Below are 19,219 nucleotides of genomic sequence, written 5' to 3' on the forward strand. Positions count from 1 at the left end.
GGGGATCGTGCGGGAGACGGAACGGAGCGAAAGATCACTCCTTCACCGCGCCCTCGCTGGAGTTCATGATGTGACGCTGGAACACGAAGAACATGACGGCCACGGGGATCGTCATGATCAGCGCTGCGGCCAGCTTGATCGGGTACTGGGTTCCCTGGCTCAGCTGTCCGCTGGCGAGGGAGGCGACACCCTTGGTGAGGGTGGTCAGCTCGGGGGACTGCGTCGACACGATGAAGTGGCTCAGCTCGTTCCACGAGCCCTGGAAGGACAGGATGATGATCGTGATCAGCGCGGGACGTGCCATCGGCAGCACCACCGACCAGAACAGGCGGAAGGAGCCCGCCCCGTCGATGCGCGCCTGTTCTTCGACGGACGCGGGGATCGACTCGAAGAAGTTCTTCATGATGAACACTCCTGCGGCGTCCACCAGAAGCGGCAGGATCATTCCCGCGTAGGAGTCGTACATGCCGAGCTGGTTGATCACGAGGAACTTCGGGATCAGGAGCACCACCGCCGGCACCGACATCACAGCGACCAGCGCGCCGTACACCACGGCGCGGCCCCGGAACTGGAGGCGGGCGAGCGCGTAACCGGCGAGCGAGTCGAAGAACACGCGGCCGAGGGTGACGAACACGGTGACGATCGCGCTGTTGGCGAACCACAGCGGAAAGTCCGAGTTGGCGAACAGCCGCTCGTAGGCCGCCCACGTGAACACCGAGGGGACGAGCGACACGGGATTCTGCGCCGCGTCGCCGTCGGTCTTGAACGAGGTCGAGATCTCCACCAGGAACGGGAAGATGTAGACCAGCGCCATGAGCACCAGCAGCACGTAGAGCAGCACCTGCGCGATGATGCGGCGGGGCGGCAGATGGCGCAGCCGTGCGCCCGGGGCCGCGGTGATGACGGAGGTGGCGGTCACTTCGATCCTCCCTTCGTGGAATCCGGGCGAACCTGGTAGGCCCGAATCCGGCGCTTCGAGACCGGGCGGTCGCGGAGCACCCAGCGCTGGATCAGCGTGAAGATCACGATGATGCCGAACAGGATGAACGCGATGGCCGCGCCCTGGCCCCACTCCTGGTTCTTGAACGCGGCCTGGTAGGAGAGGAATGCGGGCGTCAGCGTGGTCTTGCTCGGCGACCCCTGCGTGCCCGTGTAGATCTGGTCGAACACCTGCCAGCAGCCGATGAGTCCCAGCGTGAGCACGGTGAACAGGGTGGGGCGCAGCTGCGGGAGGGTGATCCGCCAGAAGCGCTGCCAGCCGTTCGCGCCGTCCATCATCGCCGCCTCGTCCACATCGCCGCCGATGTTCTGCAGGCCCGCGAGGAACAGCAGCATGAACGTCCCGCTGGTGGTGAACACCGCCATGAGGATGTAGGCGGACATCGCCACCGAGGGGCCGGCCAGCCAGTCCCACCACGTGATGCCGAGGAATCCGCCGCCGGTGAGAGCCTCCGGGCCCTGCTCCACACCGAACAGCCGCAGGAAGTTCTGCAGAATGCCGGACGGGTCGTTGAACCAGTTCGGTCCGTTCACCCCGAACCAGCCGAGCACCGCGTTCACGGCGCCGGAGGCGTTGAACAGGAACAGCCAGAGCACCGTGATGGCCACCGAGCTGGTCACAGACGGAAAATAGAACGCAGTGCGGAAGAAACCGCGACCCCGCAGCACGGCCCGGTTGACGAGCACCGCAAGAAAGAGCGAGAGCGCCGTTTGCAGCGGCACGACGAGCAGCACGTACCACGCGTTGTTGCGCACCGCGGTGCCGAAGTCCTTGGTGGCCAGTCCGCCGTCGGTGGTGATGGCCGCGTAGTTGGCCCCGCCCACGAAGCGGACGCTGCTGGAGAGCGGGCTGCCGCGGCCGCCCCAGTCGGAGACGCTCACCCAGACGGCCATGAGCACCGGGATGAGCATGAACACGCCGAGGATGACGATCACCGGAGCGGTGAACAGCCACCCGGCGGCGGCCTCGCCGCGCCGGAGCCCACGGGCTCCCGCGCGACGAGGCGCTGTGGTCGGGGTCGCCATCGTGATTACTTGAGGATGGCTTCGAGGTTGGACTGGGTGGAGTCGAGGATCGTCTTCGGCTCGCTGGTCTTCAGCGACTCCAGCTGGGAGTTGAAGTCGCTGACCACGTCCGCGGCGCCCGCCTCGTTGGGCACGAAGCCCGCGTAGTCGGCACCGGCGAGGAAGGGAGCGAGCTCCGGGTTCGCGCTCTTCCAGGCGTCAGCAGCCGAGATGATGGACGGCATCGGGCCGAAGGCCTTCGAGAACGCGAGCTGGCTGTCGGCGCTGGTGAGGTACTGGACGAGATCCAGGGCCGCCTTCTGGTTGGGGCTGTCGGCCGCCATTCCCCAGCAGTTGGTGAACTGCAGCGTGCCCTTGCCCGCGGGGCCCTCGGGGAGCTCCGCCACCTGGTACGCCACGTCGGCGAAGTCGTTGCTCATCGCGCCGGTGATCCAGTTGCCCTCGATCACCATCGCGGCGGCCTTCTTGCCGAGCGCCTCGCCGCCCCAGCCCGCCCCGACATCCTTCGCGAACGCGAACGTGCCATCGGCGAGATGCGTCTTCACGTAGTCGAGCGCGGTTACATTCGCCTCGTCGGAGGCGATGGCCTTGCCATCCTTCACCAGCCCACCGCCCGCCTCGGCCATGAACGCCCCGACACGCGCGTACTCGCCGCCGAACGCGAGACCGACGTGTTCCGGAGTCGTCAGCTTCTTCGCCACCGCCGCCAGGTCGTCCCAGGTCTTCGGGAGATCGGCATCGGTGAGTCCGGCGGCCTTCCACATGTCGGTGTTGATGACGAGCTGCAGTGTGGAGAAGTCCTTCGGGGCGCAGTAGAACTGGCCGTCGACGGTGAAGTTCTGTACCAGCGAAGGGTAGAAGTCGCTCTTGTTGGAGAGCTCGTCGCCGTACGCCTGCAGTGAGCCGTTCTGCGCGAAACCGGCGATCTGGTCGGTGGACAGGTAGAAGAGGTCGGCGGGCTTACCCGCGGCGAAGCCCTGCGACAGCTGCTGGTTCAGGTCGCTGGCCACCTGCACGGTGGCCTCCGTGCCCGACTCCTTCGACCAGGCTGCGACGGCATCGGTGACCGCCTTCGTCTCGGCGTCACCGGAGGATCCGATGAGCACGGTGAGGGCGCTGTCCGAGCTGGTCAGACCTCCCGCGGCGCCGGCCGAGGAGCCGGCGTCGGCCGTGGATTCGCCGGACGAGAATCCGGAACCGCAGGCGGTGAGGGTGAGGGCGCTCACCGCGATCAGGGCACCGGCGCCCACCCGGGTGCGTGCGTTGTTCGTCATGACTCTCTCCTTCGGGAGCTCAAGGTGCAGGACCGCTCATCGCCGCGCATGTGGACACGGCCAATTTGAACGATCAAATTCAGGTTGGAGACACATTAAGCAGACCGATCCGGCCGTGTCAAGCCCGTCCGGATGACGCATATGATGTGCAGGCAGGCGCCGGATCGGAGAGGAGGGATGCGATGGGTCGTGCTCCCACGGTGGAGGATGTCGCTCGCCGTGCGGGTGTGTCGCGACAGACCGTCTCCAACGTCCTCAACTCGCCGGATATCGTGCGTCCCGCCACCCGGGAACGCGTCGCCGCGGCCATCGAGGAGCTCGGCTACCGCACGCACGCGGCCGCACGGATGCTGCGCACGCAGCGCAGCTCCACCATCGGCATCCACCTGGACCCGTACGTCGGCGGGGTCTCCGGCGTGGTGCTCGACCGGTTCGTGCACGCGCTCGCCGAGCGCGCGAGTGATCGCGGCATGCGCATCCTCGTCTACGCTGCGCGCACGCCGGAGGAGGAGGTCGCCCGGCTCACGGAGATCACCGATGGTGGCGAGATCGACGCCGCGGTCCTCACCGGCACCTTCCGGGGCGATCCGCGCGCGTCCTTCCTGGCGTCGCGCCGGCTGCCGTTCGTGGCGTTCGGGCGGCCCTGGGACGACGGTGCCGAACCCGCGCACCCGTGGGTCGACGTCGATGGTGCTGCGGGCACGCGGCAGGCCACCGAGCACGCGCTCACGCACGGCAGCAGGGTGGCGTTCCTCGGCTGGCCCGAGGGCTCGGGCACCGGAGATGACCGCGAACGCGGGTGGCGCGAAGCGATGGCCGCGGCCTCAGCCACCGGACCGCGATGGAGCAGCGTCGATGACGTGGCAGCTGCCCGCGACGTCGCCGCTGCGGGTATCGGCGACGTCGATGCGGTGGTGTGCGCCAGCGATTCGCTCGCCATCGGCGCGCTGCTCGCGGCGGCTGCGGCCGGGCGGGGCGCGCTGCCGATCATCGGCTTCGACAACACCCCGGCCGCGGAGGCGCTGGGTCTTTCCAGCGTCGAGCAGCGTCCCGAGAAGGTGGCCGGTGCCGTGCTGCGCCTGCTCATGGGACCCGATGGCCGTCATGTCCTGCCAGCGTCCGCGGGCCCGCAGCCGGCGGAGAAGCTCGTCGCGCCGGAACTCGTGATCCGTACGCGCTGAGCCCGTGCGGCATCTGCCGAACTAGGATCGGAGCATGAGCATCCCGACCCCGTACGAGGACCTGCTGCGCGACGTGCTGGACAACGGCACGCACAAGACGGATCGCACCGGAACGGGCACCACCAGTGTTTTCGGGCGTCAGCTGCGTTTCGATCTCGCAGATGATGTATTCCCGCTCATCACGACCAAGCGCGTCCATTTCAAATCCGTCGCCCTGGAGCTGCTGTGGTTCCTGCGTGGTGACTCCAACGTGCGCTGGCTCCAGGAGAACGGCGTTCGCATCTGGAACGAGTGGGCCGACGACGACGGCGAACTGGGCCCGGTCTACGGGGTGCAGTGGCGCTCCTGGCCCACCCCCGGTGGCGGTCACATCGACCAGATCAGCCAGGTCATGGACCAGCTGAAGAACAACCCCGACTCTCGTCGCATCATCGTCTCGGCCTGGAACGTGGCGGAGATCGAGAACATGGCGCTGCCCCCGTGCCACGCCTTCTTCCAGTTCTACGTGGCGGACGGCCGGCTCTCCTGCCAGCTCTATCAGCGCTCGGCCGACATGTTCCTCGGCGTGCCGTTCAACATCGCCTCCTACGCACTGCTCACGCGGATGATCGCGCAGCAGACGGCGCTGGAGGCCGGGGAATTCGTCTGGACCGGCGGCGACTGCCACATCTACGACAACCACCTCGAGCAGGTCCGCACGCAGCTGAGGCGGGAGCCCTACCCGGCGCCTACGCTCACCTTCACGCGGCGGCCGGACAGCATCTTCGACTACGCGTTCGAGGACTTCGCCGTGCACGACTACCAGCACCACCCGCAAATCAGCGCTCCGGTGGCGGTGTGAGATGGCACGCATCGGACTGATCTGGGCGCAGACCATCGACGGCGTCATCGGCCGTGACGGTGACATGCCGTGGCGCGCACCCGAGGACATGGCGTACTTCAAGCGCACCACCCTCGGCCACCCGGTGATCATGGGACGACGCACCTGGGAGTCCATCCCGCCGCGCTTTCGCCCGTTCTCCGAGCGGACAAACATCGTGCTGACGCACGATGACGCGTTCGCCGCCGAGGTGCGGGAAGCAGGCGGGCTGGTGGCGGCGGACGTGCACGAGGCGCTGGCGCTCGCGGGGGACGCCGAGGGCGGCGACGAGATCTGGGTGGTGGGAGGAGGCTCGATCTACGAGCAGTTCCTGCCCGAGGCCGATCAGATCCTCGTGACGGTGCTTGACCTCGACATCAGTGATGGCGACACGCATGCGCCGCAGCTGCCGTCGGAGTTCGTGCTGACGGCGGCATCGCCCGGCGTGCCGGATTTCGCGCCGTCGGATCGCGGGCCGGCCTACCGCTTCGAGACCTGGACCCGGCGGGGCTGATCAGCCCACGAGCTGAATCGCGGCGTGCGCAACCGCGAAGATCGTGACGCCGGCGAGCGCGCCGACGACCGTGCCGTTGAGGCGGATGTACTGCAGATCGCGTCCCACCATCAGCTCGATCTTCTCCGTCGTCTCACTGGCGTCCCAGCGCTCGACCGTGTCCGTGATGATGCTCGCGATGTCATGACGGTACCGGTCCACGAGGAACACCGCGGCGTTGGTCACCCAGCCGTCCACGCGCCGCTGCAGCGAGGCGTCGTCCGCGAGGCGGGCACCGATGTCGCCGAGGGCGGCGTCGATGCGTGCGCGCAGGGCACTGTCCTCGTCCTCGAGGGCGGTGATGAGCCCGCTCTTGACCGTCTGCCACGCATCGCTTGCCAGCTGGCGCACCTTCGGGCTGTCGAATACCCCGCTCTTGGCGCCCTCCAGCTTGGCTCGCGTTGCCGGATCGTGCTGGAGGTTGTCCGCCAACCGCGTGAGGTAGCCGTCGATGGCGTGACGGGCAGGGTGGTCCGGGTCCGCGCGGACAGCGTCGACGAACTTGACTGCTTCGTTGTAGGCGGTGTCATCGACGAAGCGGTGCGCGAGCTTGGGCACCCAGCCGGGCAGGCGCCGGGAGATCAGCCCCTGGAAGGCTTCGTGGTTGCTGCTCAGCCAGGTCGCGATGGTGTCGGCGGCGAGATCCACGGCCGGACGCTGGGCGTCCGTCTCCACGATCCGTCCGAGCCATGTCCCCGCCGGAGTCGCCCAGTCCTGTTCGATGAGGTGGCGGCGGGCGAGATCGCTGATGAGGTCCTGCACGTCATCGTCGCTCAGCGCCCGCAGCACCCCCGCTGCTGCGGTGGCGAGCTCGCTTCCCACTCGCTTCGCATTCGGCTCCTCGCGCAACCAGGAGCCGAGCCGAGCCGCGATCGGGGTGGTGTCCAGCTTCTGACGGACGACGTCGCCGGCGAGGAAGTTGGTCTCCACGAACTCGCCCAGAGTGCGCCCGATCTCGTCCTTGCGGCTCGGGATGATGGCGGTGTGCGGGATGGGCAGTCCCATCGGGCGGCGAAAGAGCGCCGTGACGGCGAACCAGTCGGCGAGGGCTCCCACCATGCCGCCCTCACCCGCTGCGCGCAGGTACCCCCATGCCGGGTAGCGCTCCTGCAGCACGAAGCCGATGCAGAACAGCACGGCCATCGCGATCAGCGCGCCGAGGGCGATCGTCTTCATCCGGGAGAGGGCGCGACGACGCTCCTGATCGGCCGGAGAGAGCAGTTCGGTGGGTGTGCGCGCCATGGCCACATCCTCGCATCGGTCGAGGCGGTCGGCGTGGTGCGCCTCGGCGGTACGCTGAAGACGTGATCGAGGACATCAAGAAGCGCGCACTGCACCGCACCGCCATCCTGGAGGGTCAGCTGCGCGGCGTCGCGAAGATGATCGACAACGAGGAGTACTGCATGGACATCATCACGCAGTCGCGTGCGATCCAGCGCTCCCTCGAATCCCTCAACCGACTCCTCCTCGAGAACCACCTCCGCACCCACGTCAGCCACATGATGGAATCGGGTGGCGACGAGCGCGAGCAGGCCATCGAGGAGATGCTCAAGGCCTTCGAAGTCACCGGCAAGTAGACTCCGGCAGCTGTCCCCGCGGTGTGGCCTTGTGGGGAGGGCTCCCGCGGGTCTCGGCATCGCCGGCGTGCGCTCAGCGGCTGCGGCGGAACCAGCGCCGTGGGGGATCGGCCGGTGGCGGTGCATCGACGATGCGCTGCGCGCGCCGTTGCCGCCATGAATCGACCTCGGCGTCGGCATCCCGCAGCGGCGTCACCACCGGCGGCCCGCCGAGAAGCTGAAGCCGGGCGTGCTTCACGCGACGGTTGAAGTCCTCGACCGCCTCACGGACGTCAGCCTCGCGGGTGAAAGCGTCCATCCGCTGTTCGAACTCGCGGTCCTCCACCCGCAGGGTCAGGGCGGCGGGGCCGAGCCCGCGCAGGTCCTCGGCCTGGATCTTGCGGCGGATCCACCAGTCCGGATCGTGCGTGGTTCCCAGATCCTCGATCGGCTTGCCCGCGCCCGGCAGATCGTCGAACGCGCCCTCGCGGATCGCCCGCTGGATCGCGGATTCCACGTAGGCCGCACGGTCGGCCGACGTCCAGGTGCGCGCCGTCTCGGCACGCGGCTCGCTCGCCGGCGTCGCGGGCCCACGGCCGTCGGAGTCCGTCCCCTGCTCCGTCGTCTCGGCGTGCGCCGCGCGATACTCCGCCGCGGCTTCTCGGGGATCGATGGTCATCGTCGTACCTCCTCTCGTTACGCGCGTTCCCGGCACTCCGCGAGACTTCCGTCTGTGGGCGAGAATCACCGCAACGCGCCGATCCTCGCCCACCGGCGGACGTCTCACTCATGATTCGACCGGGCCGAGGAGTGCGGCAGCGGCTGTGGCGTGCGCGGACTCCGGGTCAGACGGATGGAACATCCCGGCCAGCACGTCGCGGTAGAGGCGGGAGAGCTCGTTGCGGGTGAAGAAGCTGGATCCGCCGGCGACGAGCATCGCGTTGTCGACCACGTCCTTGGCCATGACCACGGCCCGATGCTTCACGCCGGAGAGCATCGCGAACCAGCGCGCACCGTTGTCGGCGAGCTCATCGACATCACGAGCGATCGCGGCGATCTGCGGTGGCAGGGCATCGTAGGCGAGAGCCATGTCGGCGATGCGCCAGCGGATGTCTGGGTCCTGGGCGTAGGACCTGCCGGTCTTCTTCGAGCGGCGCTTTCCCGCGGTTTCCACCGCGAGTTCGATCGCTCGACGGGCGATGCCGGTGTAGACGGACGCCAGCAGCACCTCGAACACGCTGAAGATGCCGAACACGATCGGATCCGGGTGGGGGCCGGGCGCGACGATGCGCGCCACGCGGTCGGCGGGGGAGATCGCGCCGTGCAGCTCGGTGGTGCGCGACTGCGAGCCGCGCATTCCGAGCGTGTCCCAGTCGTCGCGGGTGACGACCTCCTCCGAACGCGGTACGAACGCGTAGACGAGCTTCGGGTTCTCGGGATCGGAGGCGTCGAGACCGTGCAGGCCCAGCTGGTCCCAGACCGGGCCGAGCGAGGTGAAGATCTTGGTGCCCGTGAAGGCGTATCCGCCGTCCGGCTGCGGAACGGCCATGGTGTCGGATCCGAACAGCACCAGGTCGTTGCCCGCCTCACTGATGCCGAAGGCGAACACCTCACCGCGGGCGGCCCCCTCCTGCACGAAAGACAGCGCGTCGATGCCGCGATCCCGCATCACGCGGGCGACACCCGTCCAGACCAGATGCATGTTGATCGACAGCGCGGTCGCGGGCGCAGCACCGGCGAGCCGCTGCTGCAACACGGCGGCCTGCTCCAGCGTGAGTCCCGCGCCACCGCGATCGGCGGGAACCAGGATCCGCAGGTAACCGGCCTCCCGCAGCTCATCCAGGTCCTGCTGCGGGAACACGTTGTCCGCGTCCACCTGCGCGGCGCGGGATCTGATGCGCTCCAGGAGATCGTCGGGAAGATAGTGGGCCGGATCGAACACGCTCATACGTCCATTCTGTCCCCGTCCCCCGTGTGCTCGCGGGGGCTTGCCTCGCGTTCCTCGCGCTCACCAGGCTTCTCTCCAGGCGCAGGAGAAGCCTGGTGAGCGCGACGAAACCGGCTTCACAGGAGCGATGACACCGGCTTCACACGAGCGCCGGGTCCACCGCGATGACGAGCTTGCCACGCACATGGCCGTCACGCAGTCGCTCGACGGCAGCCGCCGTCTCCTCGATCGGATAGGTCCCGGCGATCTCCAGACGCAGTGTGCCGTCGGCGATGCGTCGCTGGATGTCGGCCAGGGCGTCGGGACGTGCGTTGCCGCCGCCGGTGGCGATCACGCCCTCGGGAAGCGTCGCGCCGTTGGCCGCGATGGACGTGATGCGCTCGGGGGAGACGCCGAGAGCGAGCGCGGCATCCACCGTCTCCGTTCCCTGGAGGTCCGTAGCAGCGGTCACCGGGCGATCCGTCGCGGCGCGAACCCGCTCGGCGAGCCCGGCGCCGTAGGCGACGGGGATGGCACCCAGCTCGCGCAGGAAATCATGGTTGGACTCGGAAGCGGTGGCGATCACCTGCGCTCCGGTTGCGGCGGCGAGCTGGACGGCGATGACGCCGACTCCTCCCGCCGCGCCACCGATCAGCACGGCGTCCGACGCCGTGAGCTCGAGCGCGTCCACCGCAGCCGCGGCGGTGCGACCGGCGATGTCGAGTGTCGCAGCGTCGCGCAACGAGACACCGCCCGGCACCGCGACGAGCTTCGTCGCGGGAACGACGACGAACTCCGCGATGGCGTGTCCGCGCGCCGCACCGAGAACGCGATCACCGACGCTCCACCTCTCGACGCCGTCGCCGAGGGCGTCCACCACACCGGCGAAGTCGTTACCGTACCCGCCGGGGACCGTGACGCGGAAGGCCTCGGCCAGCGCGGGATAGGCCGCCAGCTTCCAGTCCACCGGGTTCAGCCCCGCGGCGGCGACGCGCACCCGCACCTCGCCGGGGCCGGGAACCGGCACCTCCGCCTCCACGATCTCGATGTTCTCCGGTCCGCCGAACGCGGTCTGCCACACGGTGCGATTGCTCATGCAGCCGCCAACACGAGAGCGGTCCAGCGCTATTCCCCCGTGTCGGCGGAAGTCCCGATCACGGACGGGAGGACGGCGAGTCTCCCATCGAGCGTCAGGAGACCGTCTGGATCGGCGCCGTGTCGGGGATCGGTGCGGCATCGCGGTGCCGCAGGTCCGGGAAGCCTCGGACGAACACGGTGGAGACCACCGTTCCCACCAGCGCGAGCCCCGCCGCCGCGATGTACGCGCCGGCGGGTCCGATGCCATCGATGAGGAAGCCGGCGAGTGCGGAACCCGCAGCGCCTCCGATGAGCTGGCCCGTGGCCACCCACCCGAAGGCCTCGGCGGTGTCGCTGAACTTCACGCTGGCGGTGGTCATCGCGAACAGCACCGCCAGAGCGGGGGCGACGCCGATGCCGGCGAGGGTGAGAGCGGTGCCGATGGCCCACGGCTCGCCCGCCCACTCGGGATTCACGAAGAACGGGATGACGGCGAGGCCCACGGTGACGATGAGGAGGCGTCGTGCCATCGCCCAGCGGCTGATCGGGATGGCGCCGGAGATGAGTCCGCCCGCCAGCGAGCCCACCGAGAACACCGCCAGCACGAGGCCGGCTTCCACACCGCCGTGGCCGAACGTGGCGATCACGCCGGCCTCCACGGCCGCGCAGGCGCCGATGAGGAGGAAGCCCACCACGGTGGCCAGCAGCACCGCGGGCTTGCCGAGCACCTTGCCGAAGCTGCGCCGGCTCTGCGGGATGCGGACGCGGCCCACTTCCGGCAGCACGAGGAACCAGGTGCCGCCGCCCACCAGGATGGCGACGATCGTGAGGAGCCCGACGATCGTATTGATCTGGGTGCTGACCAGGGTGATCAGCACCGGAGCGATGATCCAGATGATCTCCTGCAGCGAAGCGTCCAGGGAGAAGAGCGGGGTGAGCTGTCGGGAGTTCACCATCTTGGGGTAGATGGTGCGCACAGCGGACTGGATCGGGGGAGTGGCGAGGCCGGCGATGAAGCCCAGCACCATGTAGATGAAGACGATGGGCGGGAATACGCCGCCGTCACCGCGCACGACAGTCTCCGGTACCACGAGATGAAGCGTGGTGATCGCGACGAGCGCGGCGGCGCAGACGGCGATCATGGCCCCGATGACGGGGCGGCTTCCCCAGCGGCCCATCCAGCGGCTCGCGACCGGCCCCGCGATGGCCTGCCCCACCGAGGTGGCGGCCAGGACGAGACCCGCGGCCGCGTAGTAGCCGGTGATCTGCTCCACGTGCATGAGGATGGCCAGACTCGTCATCCCGTTGGGGAAGCGCGCGACGAGCTGAGCGATGATGATGCGCGCTACGCCTGGCGTGCGCAGCAGATCCTTGTACCCGGCCACGAGAGTCCAGATTACCGTTCGGCGACCCGGCTCAGGAGGGGATCCGGCGTGGCGTCCGGCGCGTCGATCACGACACGCCGCGACACGCCGAGATCGGGTCTGTCCACCGGATTGCGATGTCGGAGGCCCGGCGTAGCGTGCAGCCTGTGGAAGGACGAGGCCGTGACGTCCGACACCCCGGCTTTCCCGCGGGTTTCAGGCCCTCAGATTCGTCCCTCGGTTGTGGATGAAATCGTGGACAACCTGTGTTGAACCCTGTGGAGGACGGTGGATAACTACACGAATGTAACTACTACCTCTTGTGGTCACTTCCAATGTCGACACCTATATGTAGTATTGGAGCTCCGGCACTGGTTGCCGGCCACACACCAAGATCATCAGAGGGGAAAGACGGTCAAAATGTCTGTAACGGTCTACACGAAGCCCTCCTGCGTCCAGTGCAACGCGACCTACCGCGCACTCGACTCCAAGGGCATCGAGTACGAAGTCCTCGATGTCACGCAGGACGCTGACGCTCTCGAGCAGGTCAAGGCTCTGGGGTACATGCAGGCGCCGGTCGTGATCACGGAGGGCGACCACTGGTCGGGCTTCCGTCCCGACAAGATCGACGAGCTCGCCGCCCGCCTCGCCTGATCGGATCGGCGCATGTCGGTCCTGCTGGCTCCGCAGGCGCCGGGTCTCGGCACGACGCCTTCCCACCCCGCGGCGGATGCACCGCTGCTGGTCTACTTCTCGAGCGTGTCCGGCAACACGGCCCGCTTCATCGAGAAGCTGGGCATGCGTGCCGTGCGGATCCCGCTGTACCGAGCCGACGAGCCGCTCGTCATCGAAGAACCCTACGTGCTCGTCACCCCCACCTATGGCGGAGGTGACGGGCACGGCGCGGTCCCCAAGCAGGTGATCCGCTTCCTCAACGACGCGCGCAATCGCTCTCTGATCCGCGGTGTCATCGCCGCGGGCAACACGAACTTCGGTGAGGCCTACTGCCTCGCCGGCGACATCATCTCCCGCAAGTGCCACGTGCCGCATTTGTATCGAGTGGAACTCTTCGGCACGCCAGATGACGTGGCTCAGGTGAGCAACGGATTGGAACGATGGTGGAAGCAGCAGTGACCGAGGTCAGCGACTTCAAGGCGAACCCCGCGTACGAGGGTATGGACTACCACTCGCTGAACGCGATGCTCAACCTCTACGACGCGAACGGCAAGATCCAGTTCGACGCCGACCGCCGCGCCGCGCGCGAGTACTTCCTGCAGCACGTCAACCAGAACACCGTGTTCTTCCACTCGCTCAAGGAGCGCCTGGACTACCTGGTGGAGAAGGAGTACTACGAGCCGGCCGTACTCGAGAAGTACTCCCTCGATTTCATCCAGAAGCTCAACGACCGCGCCTACGCCGCCAAGTTCCGCTTCGAGACCTTCCTCGGCGCGTTCAAGTACTACACGAGCTACACGCTGAAGACCTTCGACGGCAAGCGCTACCTGGAGCGCTTCGAGGACCGCGTCGTGATGAGCGCACTCGCACTGGCCGACGGCGACCAGAAGGTCGCCGAGCAGATCGTCGACGAGATCATCTCGGGCCGCTTCCAGCCGGCCACTCCGACGTTCCTCAACGCGGGAAAGGCGCAGCGCGGCGAGCTCGTCAGCTGCTTCCTGCTGCGCATCGAAGACAACATGGAGTCCATCTCCCGCGGCATCAACTCCGCACTGCAGCTCTCCAAGCGCGGCGGCGGCGTGGCGCTGCTGCTGTCGAACATCCGCGAGTCGGGTGCTCCCATCAAGCAGATCGAGAACCAGTCCTCCGGCATCATCCCCGTGATGAAGCTCCTCGAAGACTCCTTCAGCTACGCGAACCAGCTCGGTGCACGTCAGGGTGCCGGCGCCGTCTACCTGTCGGCGCACCACCCCGACATCATGAAGTTCCTCGACACCAAGCGCGAGAACGCCGACGAGAAGATCCGCATCAAGACGCTCTCGCTGGGTGTCGTGGTGCCCGACATCACCTTCGAGCTCGCCAAGAAGGGCGAGGACATGTACCTGTTCTCGCCGTATGACGTCGAGCGCGTGTACGGCGTTCCGTTCGGTGACATCTCGGTGACCGAGAAGTACCACGAGATGGTCGACGACCCGCGCATCAAGAAGACGAAGATCAACGCGCGCGAGTTCTTCCAGACCCTCGCGGAGATCCAGTTCGAGTCGGGCTACCCGTACATCATGTTCGAGGACACGGTGAACAAGGCCAACCCGATCAAGGGCCGGATCAACATGAGCAACCTCTGCTCCGAGATCCTGCAGGTCAACACCCCGACGACCTACAACACCGACCTGTCGTACGACGTGATCGGCAAGGACATCTCCTGCAACCTGGGATCGATGAACATCGCTCTCGCGATGGACGGCAAGAACCTGGCCGGCACCGTGGAAACCGCCATCCGTGCGCTGACCGCGGTGTCCAACCAGAGCCACATCGCCTCGGTCCGCTCGGTGGAGGACGGCAACGACCGCTCGCACGCGATCGGTCTCGGCCAGATGAACCTGCACGGCTTCCTGGCTCGTGAGCACGTGTACTACGGCTCGCCGGAGTCGATCGAGTTCACCGACGTGTACTTCGCCACGGTCCTGTTCCACGCGCTGACCGCGTCGAACAAGATCGCCATCGAGCGCGGCGAGCACTTCGACGGTTTCGAGGACTCCACGTACGCGTCGGGCACGTTCTTCGACCAGTACCTGGAGAACGACTTCCTGCCCACCAGCGAGAAGGTCGCGTCCCTGTTCGAGGGACACCAGCTCCCCACCCGCGAGGACTGGGCAGCGCTGAAGGAGTCCGTGCAGAAGCACGGCATCTACAACCAGAACCTGCAGGCCGTCCCGCCGACGGGATCGATCTCCTACATCAACAACTCGACCAGCTCGATCCACCCGATCGCGTCGAAGATCGAGATCCGCAAGGAAGGCAAGCTCGGCCGCGTCTACTACCCGGCGCCGTTCATGACGAACGACAACCTGGACTACTACCAGGACGCGTACGAGATCGGCTACGAGAAGGTCATCGACGTGTACGCGGCAGCCACCCGCCACGTGGACCAGGGACTGTCGCTGACGCTGTTCTTCAAGGACACCGCCACCACCCGTGACATCAACCGTGCCCAGATCTACGCGTGGAAGAAGGGGATCAAGACGATCTACTACATCCGCCTGCGTCAGATGGCACTCGAGGGCACCGAGGTCGAGGGCTGCGTCAGCTGCATGCTGTGACGCCCCTCACCACCGCCCATCACCCCTGAATCACCCAGAGAAGAAGAGATGACTCCCGAGAAGCTCAAGCTGGCCTCCACGGTCCAGGCCATCAACTGGAACCGTATCGAGGACGAGAAGGACGTCGAGGTGTGGAACCGCCTCGTCAACAACTTCTGGCTGCCCGAGAAGGTGCCGCTGTCCAACGACATCCAGTCGTGGAACACGCTCACCCCGGAAGAGCAGCTGCTCACCATGCGCGTGTTCACCGGTCTCACCCTGCTGGACACCATCCAGGGCACGGTAGGCGCGGTCTCGCTGATCCCCGACGCCATCACCCCGCACGAGGAAGCGGTGTACACCAACATCGCGTTCATGGAGTCGGTGCACGCGAAGAGCTACTCGTCCATCTTCTCGACGCTGGCGTCGACGAAGGAGATCGATGAGGCCTTCCGGTGGTCCACGGAGAACCCGAACCTTCAGAAGAAGGCTCAGATCATCATGGACTACTACCAGGGCGATGACCCGCTCAAGCGCAAGGTGGCCTCCACCCTGCTGGAGTCGTTCCTGTTCTACTCGGGCTTCTACCTGCCGATCTACTGGTCGTCCAAGGCGAAGCTCACCAACACGGCCGACCTCATCCGCCTCATCATCCGTGACGAGGCCGTGCACGGCTATTACATCGGCTACAAGTTCCAGAAGGGTCTCGAGAAGGAGACCGAGGAGCGTCGTCAGGAGCTGAAGGACTACACCTTCAACCTGCTGTTCGAGCTCTACGACAACGAGGTGCAGTACACGCAGGATCTCTACGACGGCGTCGGCCTGACCGAGGACGTGAAGAAGTTCCTGCACTACAACGCCAACAAGGCGCTGATGAACCTCGGCTATGAGCCGATGTTCCCCTCCACGGTCACCAACGTGAACCCGGCGATCCTGTCGGCCCTGTCGCCGAACGCGGACGAGAACCACGACTTCTTCAGCGGTTCGGGCTCGTCCTATGTCATCGGCAAGGCCGTCGCTACGGAAGACGACGACTGGGACTTCTGAGTCACACCGAGATGAGTATCAGTCAGGGGGAGCCGCCATATGCGGTTCCCCCTGAGCTGCTCACCCCGGGCGAGAAGTTCCCCCGCCCCGTGGCCTGGGGAACCGGGGCCGTCGCGGCTGCGCTGGGCGCCGTCTCGGTGTGGTGCACCGTGTCCGGTTCCCTGATCTGGGCAACCGTGAGCGCGGTGCTGTTCGGTGTGGTGGCCGTGCTGGCTTTCGCATTCGATCTCGGCGACGCGGCGGCGCGCCCCCCACAGCTGCTCAACGCGGTGGTCCTCGGGCGCGCCACCGTTGCTCCCGCCGATGACTGGGTGCACTTCTATCGCGAGCAGACCATGCACGTCTGGGTGCGCGTGTGGATGGTGCTCAGCGGCATCGGCACCGCAGCGCTGCTCGTCTTCGCGATGATCGCCGTGCTCGCGACGCCGGGTGGCGTGTGGTGGTTGTTCCTCTTCGTTCCGCTCCTGATCGTGTGTGCGGTCGCGGGGACATATGCGCTCCTGCAGAACCTGCTCGACGCCAAGAACACGTCCTTTGGCAGGATTCCGGTGGGTCTCACGCTCGGCAGGAGCGGCATCACCCGGCACCTGGTCGCGGGTGCGCACTTCGTCCGCTGGGAAGACGTCACGGCTGTCGACGTCGCGCCGCATGCGCGCATCCGGATCTGTCGCGGTGCGGGTGAATCTCTCGAGTTCACGGCCGGGATGATGCAAGAACGAGCCGGCCTGATCTACAACGCCATCCGCCTGTACGCCGAGCATCCGCATCTGCGCGCGGAGCTCAGCACGACCGAAGCGCAGCGGCGCTTCGAGGCTTAGCACTCCTCCGGCTGACGCTCCTTTCGCGCGTCGAGCGCTGAGGCCTAGGGTCGAAGCATGCCGATCACCTTCGAATCCGTCATGCTGCGCAGTCCCGAACCCGAGCGCGCCGCTGCGTTCTGGTCCGCGCTGCTGCACCGGGAGACCCGCGAGGACACCGAGGGCATCCTCCTCCCCGGATCCGCCACGCAGGCGGGCCTCCGATTCGCGTCGGGTCGCGCTCACTCGGCTCTCAAGAATCGGGTGCACCTTCACCTGAGCCGCGCGGCGCGGACACAGCAGCAGACGATCGCTGCCGCCGAGCGCGCCGGAGGGCGACTGCTCGGCAGCGGGAACGTTCCGGCGGGCAGCTACGCCGTGATGGCGGATCCCGCCGGAGACGAGTTCTGCGTGATCGAGGACGAGAACTCCTACCTGGCGGGCTGTGGCCCGCTCGGTGAGGTGACCTGCGAGGGCACACGCGCCTCCGGGCTGTTCTGGTCCGCCGTGCTCGGATGGCCGCTGGTCTGGGACGAGGGGGAGGAGACGGCGATCCAGTCCCCGGAGGGCGGGACGAAGCTCGCCTGGAGCGGAGACGCCGTGGATCCTGCGCGCGATCCGTCTCGTCAGGCCTTCGTTCTCGTCTGCGCATCACCGGAGCTGGCCACCGAGCTGGCGCGTGTGGAAGCGCTCGGCGCCCGGGTCGTCGACAGCTCCTCAGCCACGACCACCGTCCTGGAGGACCCGGAGGGCGTCGAGTTCCTGCTGCGCTCGGCGTGAGGAGGCGCCCGCGCTCGACGATTCCGGAGCGTCCCCGACGCTCGGGTATCGTCGGCAGTGATGATCGGAGGCGGACATGGCGCGAACCCGGCTCCTGGTGAGCGCATGCCTCGCCGGTGAGGCATGCCGCTACGACTGCCGTGCGAAGCCCGATGCCGCTGCGGTTGCGGCCGTGCGCGCGGGGGAAGCGATCGCGCTGTGCGCGGAGCAGCTCGGTGGGTTGCCGACGCCACGACCCGCTGCCGAGATCGTGGGCGGCGATGGCCACGACGTCCTCGCCGGCACGGCGGCCGTCGTCACGATCGAGGGGGAGGACTGCACTGACGCCTTCGTGCGCGGCGCGCACATCGTCGCCGAACGTGCGGTTGCTGCCGGGGTGACCCGTGCGGTGCTCCAGGCACGCAGCCCCTCGTGCGGGGCGGGCACCATCTACGACGGGACGCACGCTGGCAAGCTCGTGCCCGGGGATGGGGTACTGGCCGCGCTGTTGCGTTCGCGGGGGATCGCGGTGACGTCTGTGCGCGGGACCAGCCCGGAGAGCAGCGCGTCCGCGCCCGTGTGATCCAGGTTTGATCCGAGCCGGTCCGTACTGGTGCATTCCCGGCAAGTCGCCGAGAAGGCGCCGCTGATCCGCCGCGAAGCACCCTGACGGGTGCAGAATGCGCCGAAATCATGCTCTACGCTCAGGCCATGGAGTTCGACTTACCCCTGTCCCCAGATCTCATCGCCGTCTTCCTGGCCCTGTTTCTGCTCGAGGTGGTGCTCGGTGTCGACAATGTGATCTTCATCTCCATCCTCGCGGGCAAGCTGCCGCAACATCAGCAGGCACGGGCGCGCAAGCTCGGTCTCACCCTCGCCATGCTGATGCGCATCGTGCTCATCTTCTTCGCGGGCTGGATCATCACGCTCACCAACGATCTGTTCCACATCGGCACCCTCGGCTTCTCCGTGAAGGACCTGATCCTGATCGCGGGTGGACTCTTCCTGCTGTTCAAAGCGGTGCAGGAGATCCATCACAAGCTGGAGGGCGATGACACCGAGGTCCACGGACCCGGCGTCGTGGCGACCACCTTCGGCGCCGTCATCGTCCAGATCCTCGCGCTCGACCTGGTGTTCTCGCTGGACTCGGTCATCACCGCCGTCGGGATGACCGCGAACATGATCGTCATCATCGCCGCGGTGCTCATCTCGTTCACGATCATGCTGTTCGCGTCCGGCGCCATCTTCGCGTTCGTGAACCGTCATCCCACGGTGAAGATGCTGGCTCTGTCGTTCCTCCTGCTGATCGCGGTGTTCCTGATCGCCGAGGGATTCGGCATCAAGATCGACAAGGCGCTGATCTACGGTCCGATGGCCTTCGCCATCCTGGTGGAGACGCTGAACCTCGCCGCGCGAGCCCGTTCCGACAAGCGCCGGGCGGCGAGGGCCGAACACGGGGATGACGCCGGTGGACGCTCCAGCCTGGAGGCGGCGCCGGACGGCGCCACCTCCTGACCGAGTCGCTGAGGCGACCGCCCGCGCCGGC

At 67.1% G+C, this 19,219-nt stretch carries 20 protein-coding genes; 12 read left to right on the top strand and 8 right to left on the bottom strand.

Features of this window, described 5'->3' with window-relative positions; all coding sequences use genetic code 11:
* Positions 1 to 34 precede the first annotated feature (34 nt).
* From LQ566_RS13550 to LQ566_RS13560, 3 genes are read right to left on the bottom strand one after another with little or no spacing between them, the layout of a single operon-like run.
* Positions 35 to 868, bottom strand: coding sequence for a carbohydrate ABC transporter permease (locus tag LQ566_RS13550; protein WP_372459808.1), 834 nt, complete (start codon positions 866 to 868; stop codon positions 35 to 37).
* Positions 869 to 915: 47 nt separating this feature from the next.
* Positions 916 to 2,025 carry a carbohydrate ABC transporter permease gene (locus LQ566_RS13555; protein WP_231092251.1) on the bottom strand — a complete coding sequence of 370 codons (1,110 nt, stop codon included), beginning with the start codon at positions 2,023 to 2,025 and terminating at the stop codon, positions 916 to 918.
* A 5-nt stretch (positions 2,026 to 2,030) separates the two neighbouring features.
* Positions 2,031 to 3,299 (bottom strand): sugar ABC transporter substrate-binding protein, encoded by a 1,269-nt coding sequence (locus tag LQ566_RS13560; RefSeq protein ID WP_231092252.1) that lies wholly within the window; start codon positions 3,297 to 3,299, stop codon positions 2,031 to 2,033.
* 182 nt (positions 3,300 to 3,481) lie between these two features.
* Between LQ566_RS13560 and LQ566_RS13565 the strand changes: the two genes are divergently transcribed.
* The 3 genes from LQ566_RS13565 to LQ566_RS13575 are packed head-to-tail and all read left to right on the top strand — an operon-like array spanning position 3,482 to position 5,853.
* Positions 3,482 to 4,480 (top strand): LacI family DNA-binding transcriptional regulator, encoded by a 999-nt coding sequence (locus LQ566_RS13565; RefSeq protein WP_231092253.1) that lies wholly within the window; start codon positions 3,482 to 3,484, stop codon positions 4,478 to 4,480.
* Positions 4,481 to 4,514: 34 nt separating this feature from the next.
* The gene (locus LQ566_RS13570; RefSeq protein WP_231092254.1) at positions 4,515 to 5,321 is read left to right on the top strand and encodes a thymidylate synthase; all 807 of its coding nucleotides are present in this window, start codon (positions 4,515 to 4,517) and stop codon (positions 5,319 to 5,321) included.
* Between the two features lies 1 nt (position 5,322).
* Positions 5,323 to 5,853, top strand: a complete 531-nt coding sequence (locus tag LQ566_RS13575) for a dihydrofolate reductase (RefSeq protein WP_231092255.1) — start codon at positions 5,323 to 5,325, stop codon at positions 5,851 to 5,853.
* Here LQ566_RS13575 and LQ566_RS13580 read toward each other — a convergent pair whose 3' ends face one another.
* Complete coding sequence (locus LQ566_RS13580; protein ID WP_231092256.1) at positions 5,854 to 7,134, bottom strand: DUF445 domain-containing protein; 1,281 nt, start codon at positions 7,132 to 7,134, stop codon at positions 5,854 to 5,856.
* Positions 7,135 to 7,196: 62 nt separating this feature from the next.
* On the opposite strand from LQ566_RS13580, the gene LQ566_RS13585 reads away from it, so the two are divergent.
* Entirely contained in the window at positions 7,197 to 7,469 is a 273-nt protein-coding gene (locus tag LQ566_RS13585) for a metal-sensitive transcriptional regulator (RefSeq protein WP_231092257.1), read from the top strand.
* A gap of 73 nt (positions 7,470 to 7,542) precedes the next feature.
* Here the strand turns inward: LQ566_RS13585 and LQ566_RS13590 are convergent, their stop codons facing one another.
* The 4 genes from LQ566_RS13590 to LQ566_RS13605 all read right to left on the bottom strand — a co-directional run bounded on the left by LQ566_RS13590 (position 7,543) and on the right by LQ566_RS13605 (position 11,837).
* The gene (locus tag LQ566_RS13590) at positions 7,543 to 8,127 is read right to left on the bottom strand and encodes a DnaJ family domain-containing protein (protein ID WP_231092258.1); all 585 of its coding nucleotides are present in this window, start codon (positions 8,125 to 8,127) and stop codon (positions 7,543 to 7,545) included.
* Positions 8,128 to 8,235: 108 nt separating this feature from the next.
* On the bottom strand, positions 8,236 to 9,396 hold the full coding sequence (locus tag LQ566_RS13595; RefSeq protein ID WP_231092259.1) for an acyl-CoA dehydrogenase family protein: 1,161 nt from the start codon (positions 9,394 to 9,396) through the stop codon (positions 8,236 to 8,238).
* Between the two features lie 139 nt (positions 9,397 to 9,535).
* Positions 9,536 to 10,471 (bottom strand): NADP-dependent oxidoreductase, encoded by a 936-nt coding sequence (locus LQ566_RS13600; RefSeq protein WP_231092260.1) that lies wholly within the window; start codon positions 10,469 to 10,471, stop codon positions 9,536 to 9,538.
* Positions 10,472 to 10,565: 94 nt separating this feature from the next.
* Entirely contained in the window at positions 10,566 to 11,837 is a 1,272-nt protein-coding gene (locus tag LQ566_RS13605) for an MFS transporter (protein WP_231092261.1), read from the bottom strand.
* Between the two features lie 399 nt (positions 11,838 to 12,236).
* On the opposite strand from LQ566_RS13605, the gene nrdH reads away from it, so the two are divergent.
* The 8 genes from nrdH (at position 12,237) to LQ566_RS13645 (ending at position 19,188) form a co-directional block, all read left to right on the top strand.
* A complete protein-coding gene (gene nrdH, locus LQ566_RS13610; protein ID WP_231092262.1) occupies positions 12,237 to 12,470 on the top strand; it encodes a glutaredoxin-like protein NrdH in 234 nt (77 codons plus the stop codon).
* Positions 12,471 to 12,482: 12 nt separating this feature from the next.
* Positions 12,483 to 12,950, top strand: a complete 468-nt coding sequence (gene nrdI, locus LQ566_RS13615) for a class Ib ribonucleoside-diphosphate reductase assembly flavoprotein NrdI (protein ID WP_231092263.1) — start codon at positions 12,483 to 12,485, stop codon at positions 12,948 to 12,950.
* On the top strand, positions 12,932 to 15,091 hold the full coding sequence (nrdE, locus tag LQ566_RS13620) for a class 1b ribonucleoside-diphosphate reductase subunit alpha (RefSeq protein WP_231092264.1): 2,160 nt from the start codon (positions 12,932 to 12,934) through the stop codon (positions 15,089 to 15,091). Before nrdI ends, nrdE begins: the two co-directional genes overlap by 19 nt.
* A gap of 48 nt (positions 15,092 to 15,139) precedes the next feature.
* Positions 15,140 to 16,117 carry a class 1b ribonucleoside-diphosphate reductase subunit beta gene (gene nrdF, locus LQ566_RS13625; protein ID WP_231092265.1) on the top strand — a complete coding sequence of 326 codons (978 nt, stop codon included), beginning with the start codon at positions 15,140 to 15,142 and terminating at the stop codon, positions 16,115 to 16,117.
* A gap of 11 nt (positions 16,118 to 16,128) precedes the next feature.
* Positions 16,129 to 16,935 (top strand): hypothetical protein, encoded by an 807-nt coding sequence (locus LQ566_RS13630; protein WP_231092266.1) that lies wholly within the window; start codon positions 16,129 to 16,131, stop codon positions 16,933 to 16,935.
* Between the two features lie 57 nt (positions 16,936 to 16,992).
* Positions 16,993 to 17,694, top strand: a complete 702-nt coding sequence (locus LQ566_RS13635; protein ID WP_231092267.1) for a VOC family protein — start codon at positions 16,993 to 16,995, stop codon at positions 17,692 to 17,694.
* 76 nt (positions 17,695 to 17,770) lie between these two features.
* Positions 17,771 to 18,256, top strand: a complete 486-nt coding sequence (locus tag LQ566_RS13640) for a 2-thiouracil desulfurase family protein (protein WP_231092268.1) — start codon at positions 17,771 to 17,773, stop codon at positions 18,254 to 18,256.
* A gap of 128 nt (positions 18,257 to 18,384) precedes the next feature.
* Positions 18,385 to 19,188, top strand: coding sequence for a TerC family protein (locus LQ566_RS13645; RefSeq protein ID WP_231092269.1), 804 nt, complete (start codon positions 18,385 to 18,387; stop codon positions 19,186 to 19,188).
* Positions 19,189 to 19,219 lie beyond the last annotated feature (31 nt).

It is taken from the genome of Microbacterium nymphoidis, from assembly GCF_021044885.1.
Lineage (GTDB): Bacteria > Actinomycetota > Actinomycetes > Actinomycetales > Microbacteriaceae > Microbacterium > Microbacterium nymphoidis.

Bases quoted from the DNA above. Each gene is read 5' to 3' on its own strand.
- LQ566_RS13555 (WP_231092251.1), bottom strand. From the start codon at position 2,025: ATGGCGACCCCGACCACAGCGCCTCGTCGCGCGGGAGCCCGTGGGCTC.
- nrdF (WP_231092265.1), top strand. From the start codon at position 15,140: ATGACTCCCGAGAAGCTCAAGCTGGCCTCCACGGTCCAGGCCATCAAC.
- nrdH (WP_231092262.1), top strand. From the start codon at position 12,237: ATGTCTGTAACGGTCTACACGAAGCCCTCCTGCGTCCAGTGCAACGCG.
- LQ566_RS13590 (WP_231092258.1), bottom strand. From the start codon at position 8,127: ATGACCATCGATCCCCGAGAAGCCGCGGCGGAGTATCGCGCGGCGCAC.
- LQ566_RS13645 (WP_231092269.1), top strand. From the start codon at position 18,385: ATGGAGTTCGACTTACCCCTGTCCCCAGATCTCATCGCCGTCTTCCTG.
- LQ566_RS13580 (WP_231092256.1), bottom strand. From the start codon at position 7,134: ATGGCGCGCACACCCACCGAACTGCTCTCTCCGGCCGATCAGGAGCGT.
- LQ566_RS13575 (WP_231092255.1), top strand. From the start codon at position 5,323: ATGGCACGCATCGGACTGATCTGGGCGCAGACCATCGACGGCGTCATC.
- LQ566_RS13635 (WP_231092267.1), top strand. From the start codon at position 16,993: ATGCCGATCACCTTCGAATCCGTCATGCTGCGCAGTCCCGAACCCGAG.
- nrdE (WP_231092264.1), top strand. From the start codon at position 12,932: ATGGTGGAAGCAGCAGTGACCGAGGTCAGCGACTTCAAGGCGAACCCC.
- LQ566_RS13600 (WP_231092260.1), bottom strand. From the start codon at position 10,471: ATGAGCAATCGCACCGTGTGGCAGACCGCGTTCGGCGGACCGGAGAAC.
- LQ566_RS13630 (WP_231092266.1), top strand. From the start codon at position 16,129: ATGAGTATCAGTCAGGGGGAGCCGCCATATGCGGTTCCCCCTGAGCTG.
- LQ566_RS13595 (WP_231092259.1), bottom strand. From the start codon at position 9,396: ATGAGCGTGTTCGATCCGGCCCACTATCTTCCCGACGATCTCCTGGAG.
- LQ566_RS13640 (WP_231092268.1), top strand. From the start codon at position 17,771: ATGGCGCGAACCCGGCTCCTGGTGAGCGCATGCCTCGCCGGTGAGGCA.
- LQ566_RS13560 (WP_231092252.1), bottom strand. From the start codon at position 3,299: ATGACGAACAACGCACGCACCCGGGTGGGCGCCGGTGCCCTGATCGCG.
- nrdI (WP_231092263.1), top strand. From the start codon at position 12,483: ATGTCGGTCCTGCTGGCTCCGCAGGCGCCGGGTCTCGGCACGACGCCT.
- LQ566_RS13565 (WP_231092253.1), top strand. From the start codon at position 3,482: ATGGGTCGTGCTCCCACGGTGGAGGATGTCGCTCGCCGTGCGGGTGTG.
- LQ566_RS13570 (WP_231092254.1), top strand. From the start codon at position 4,515: ATGAGCATCCCGACCCCGTACGAGGACCTGCTGCGCGACGTGCTGGAC.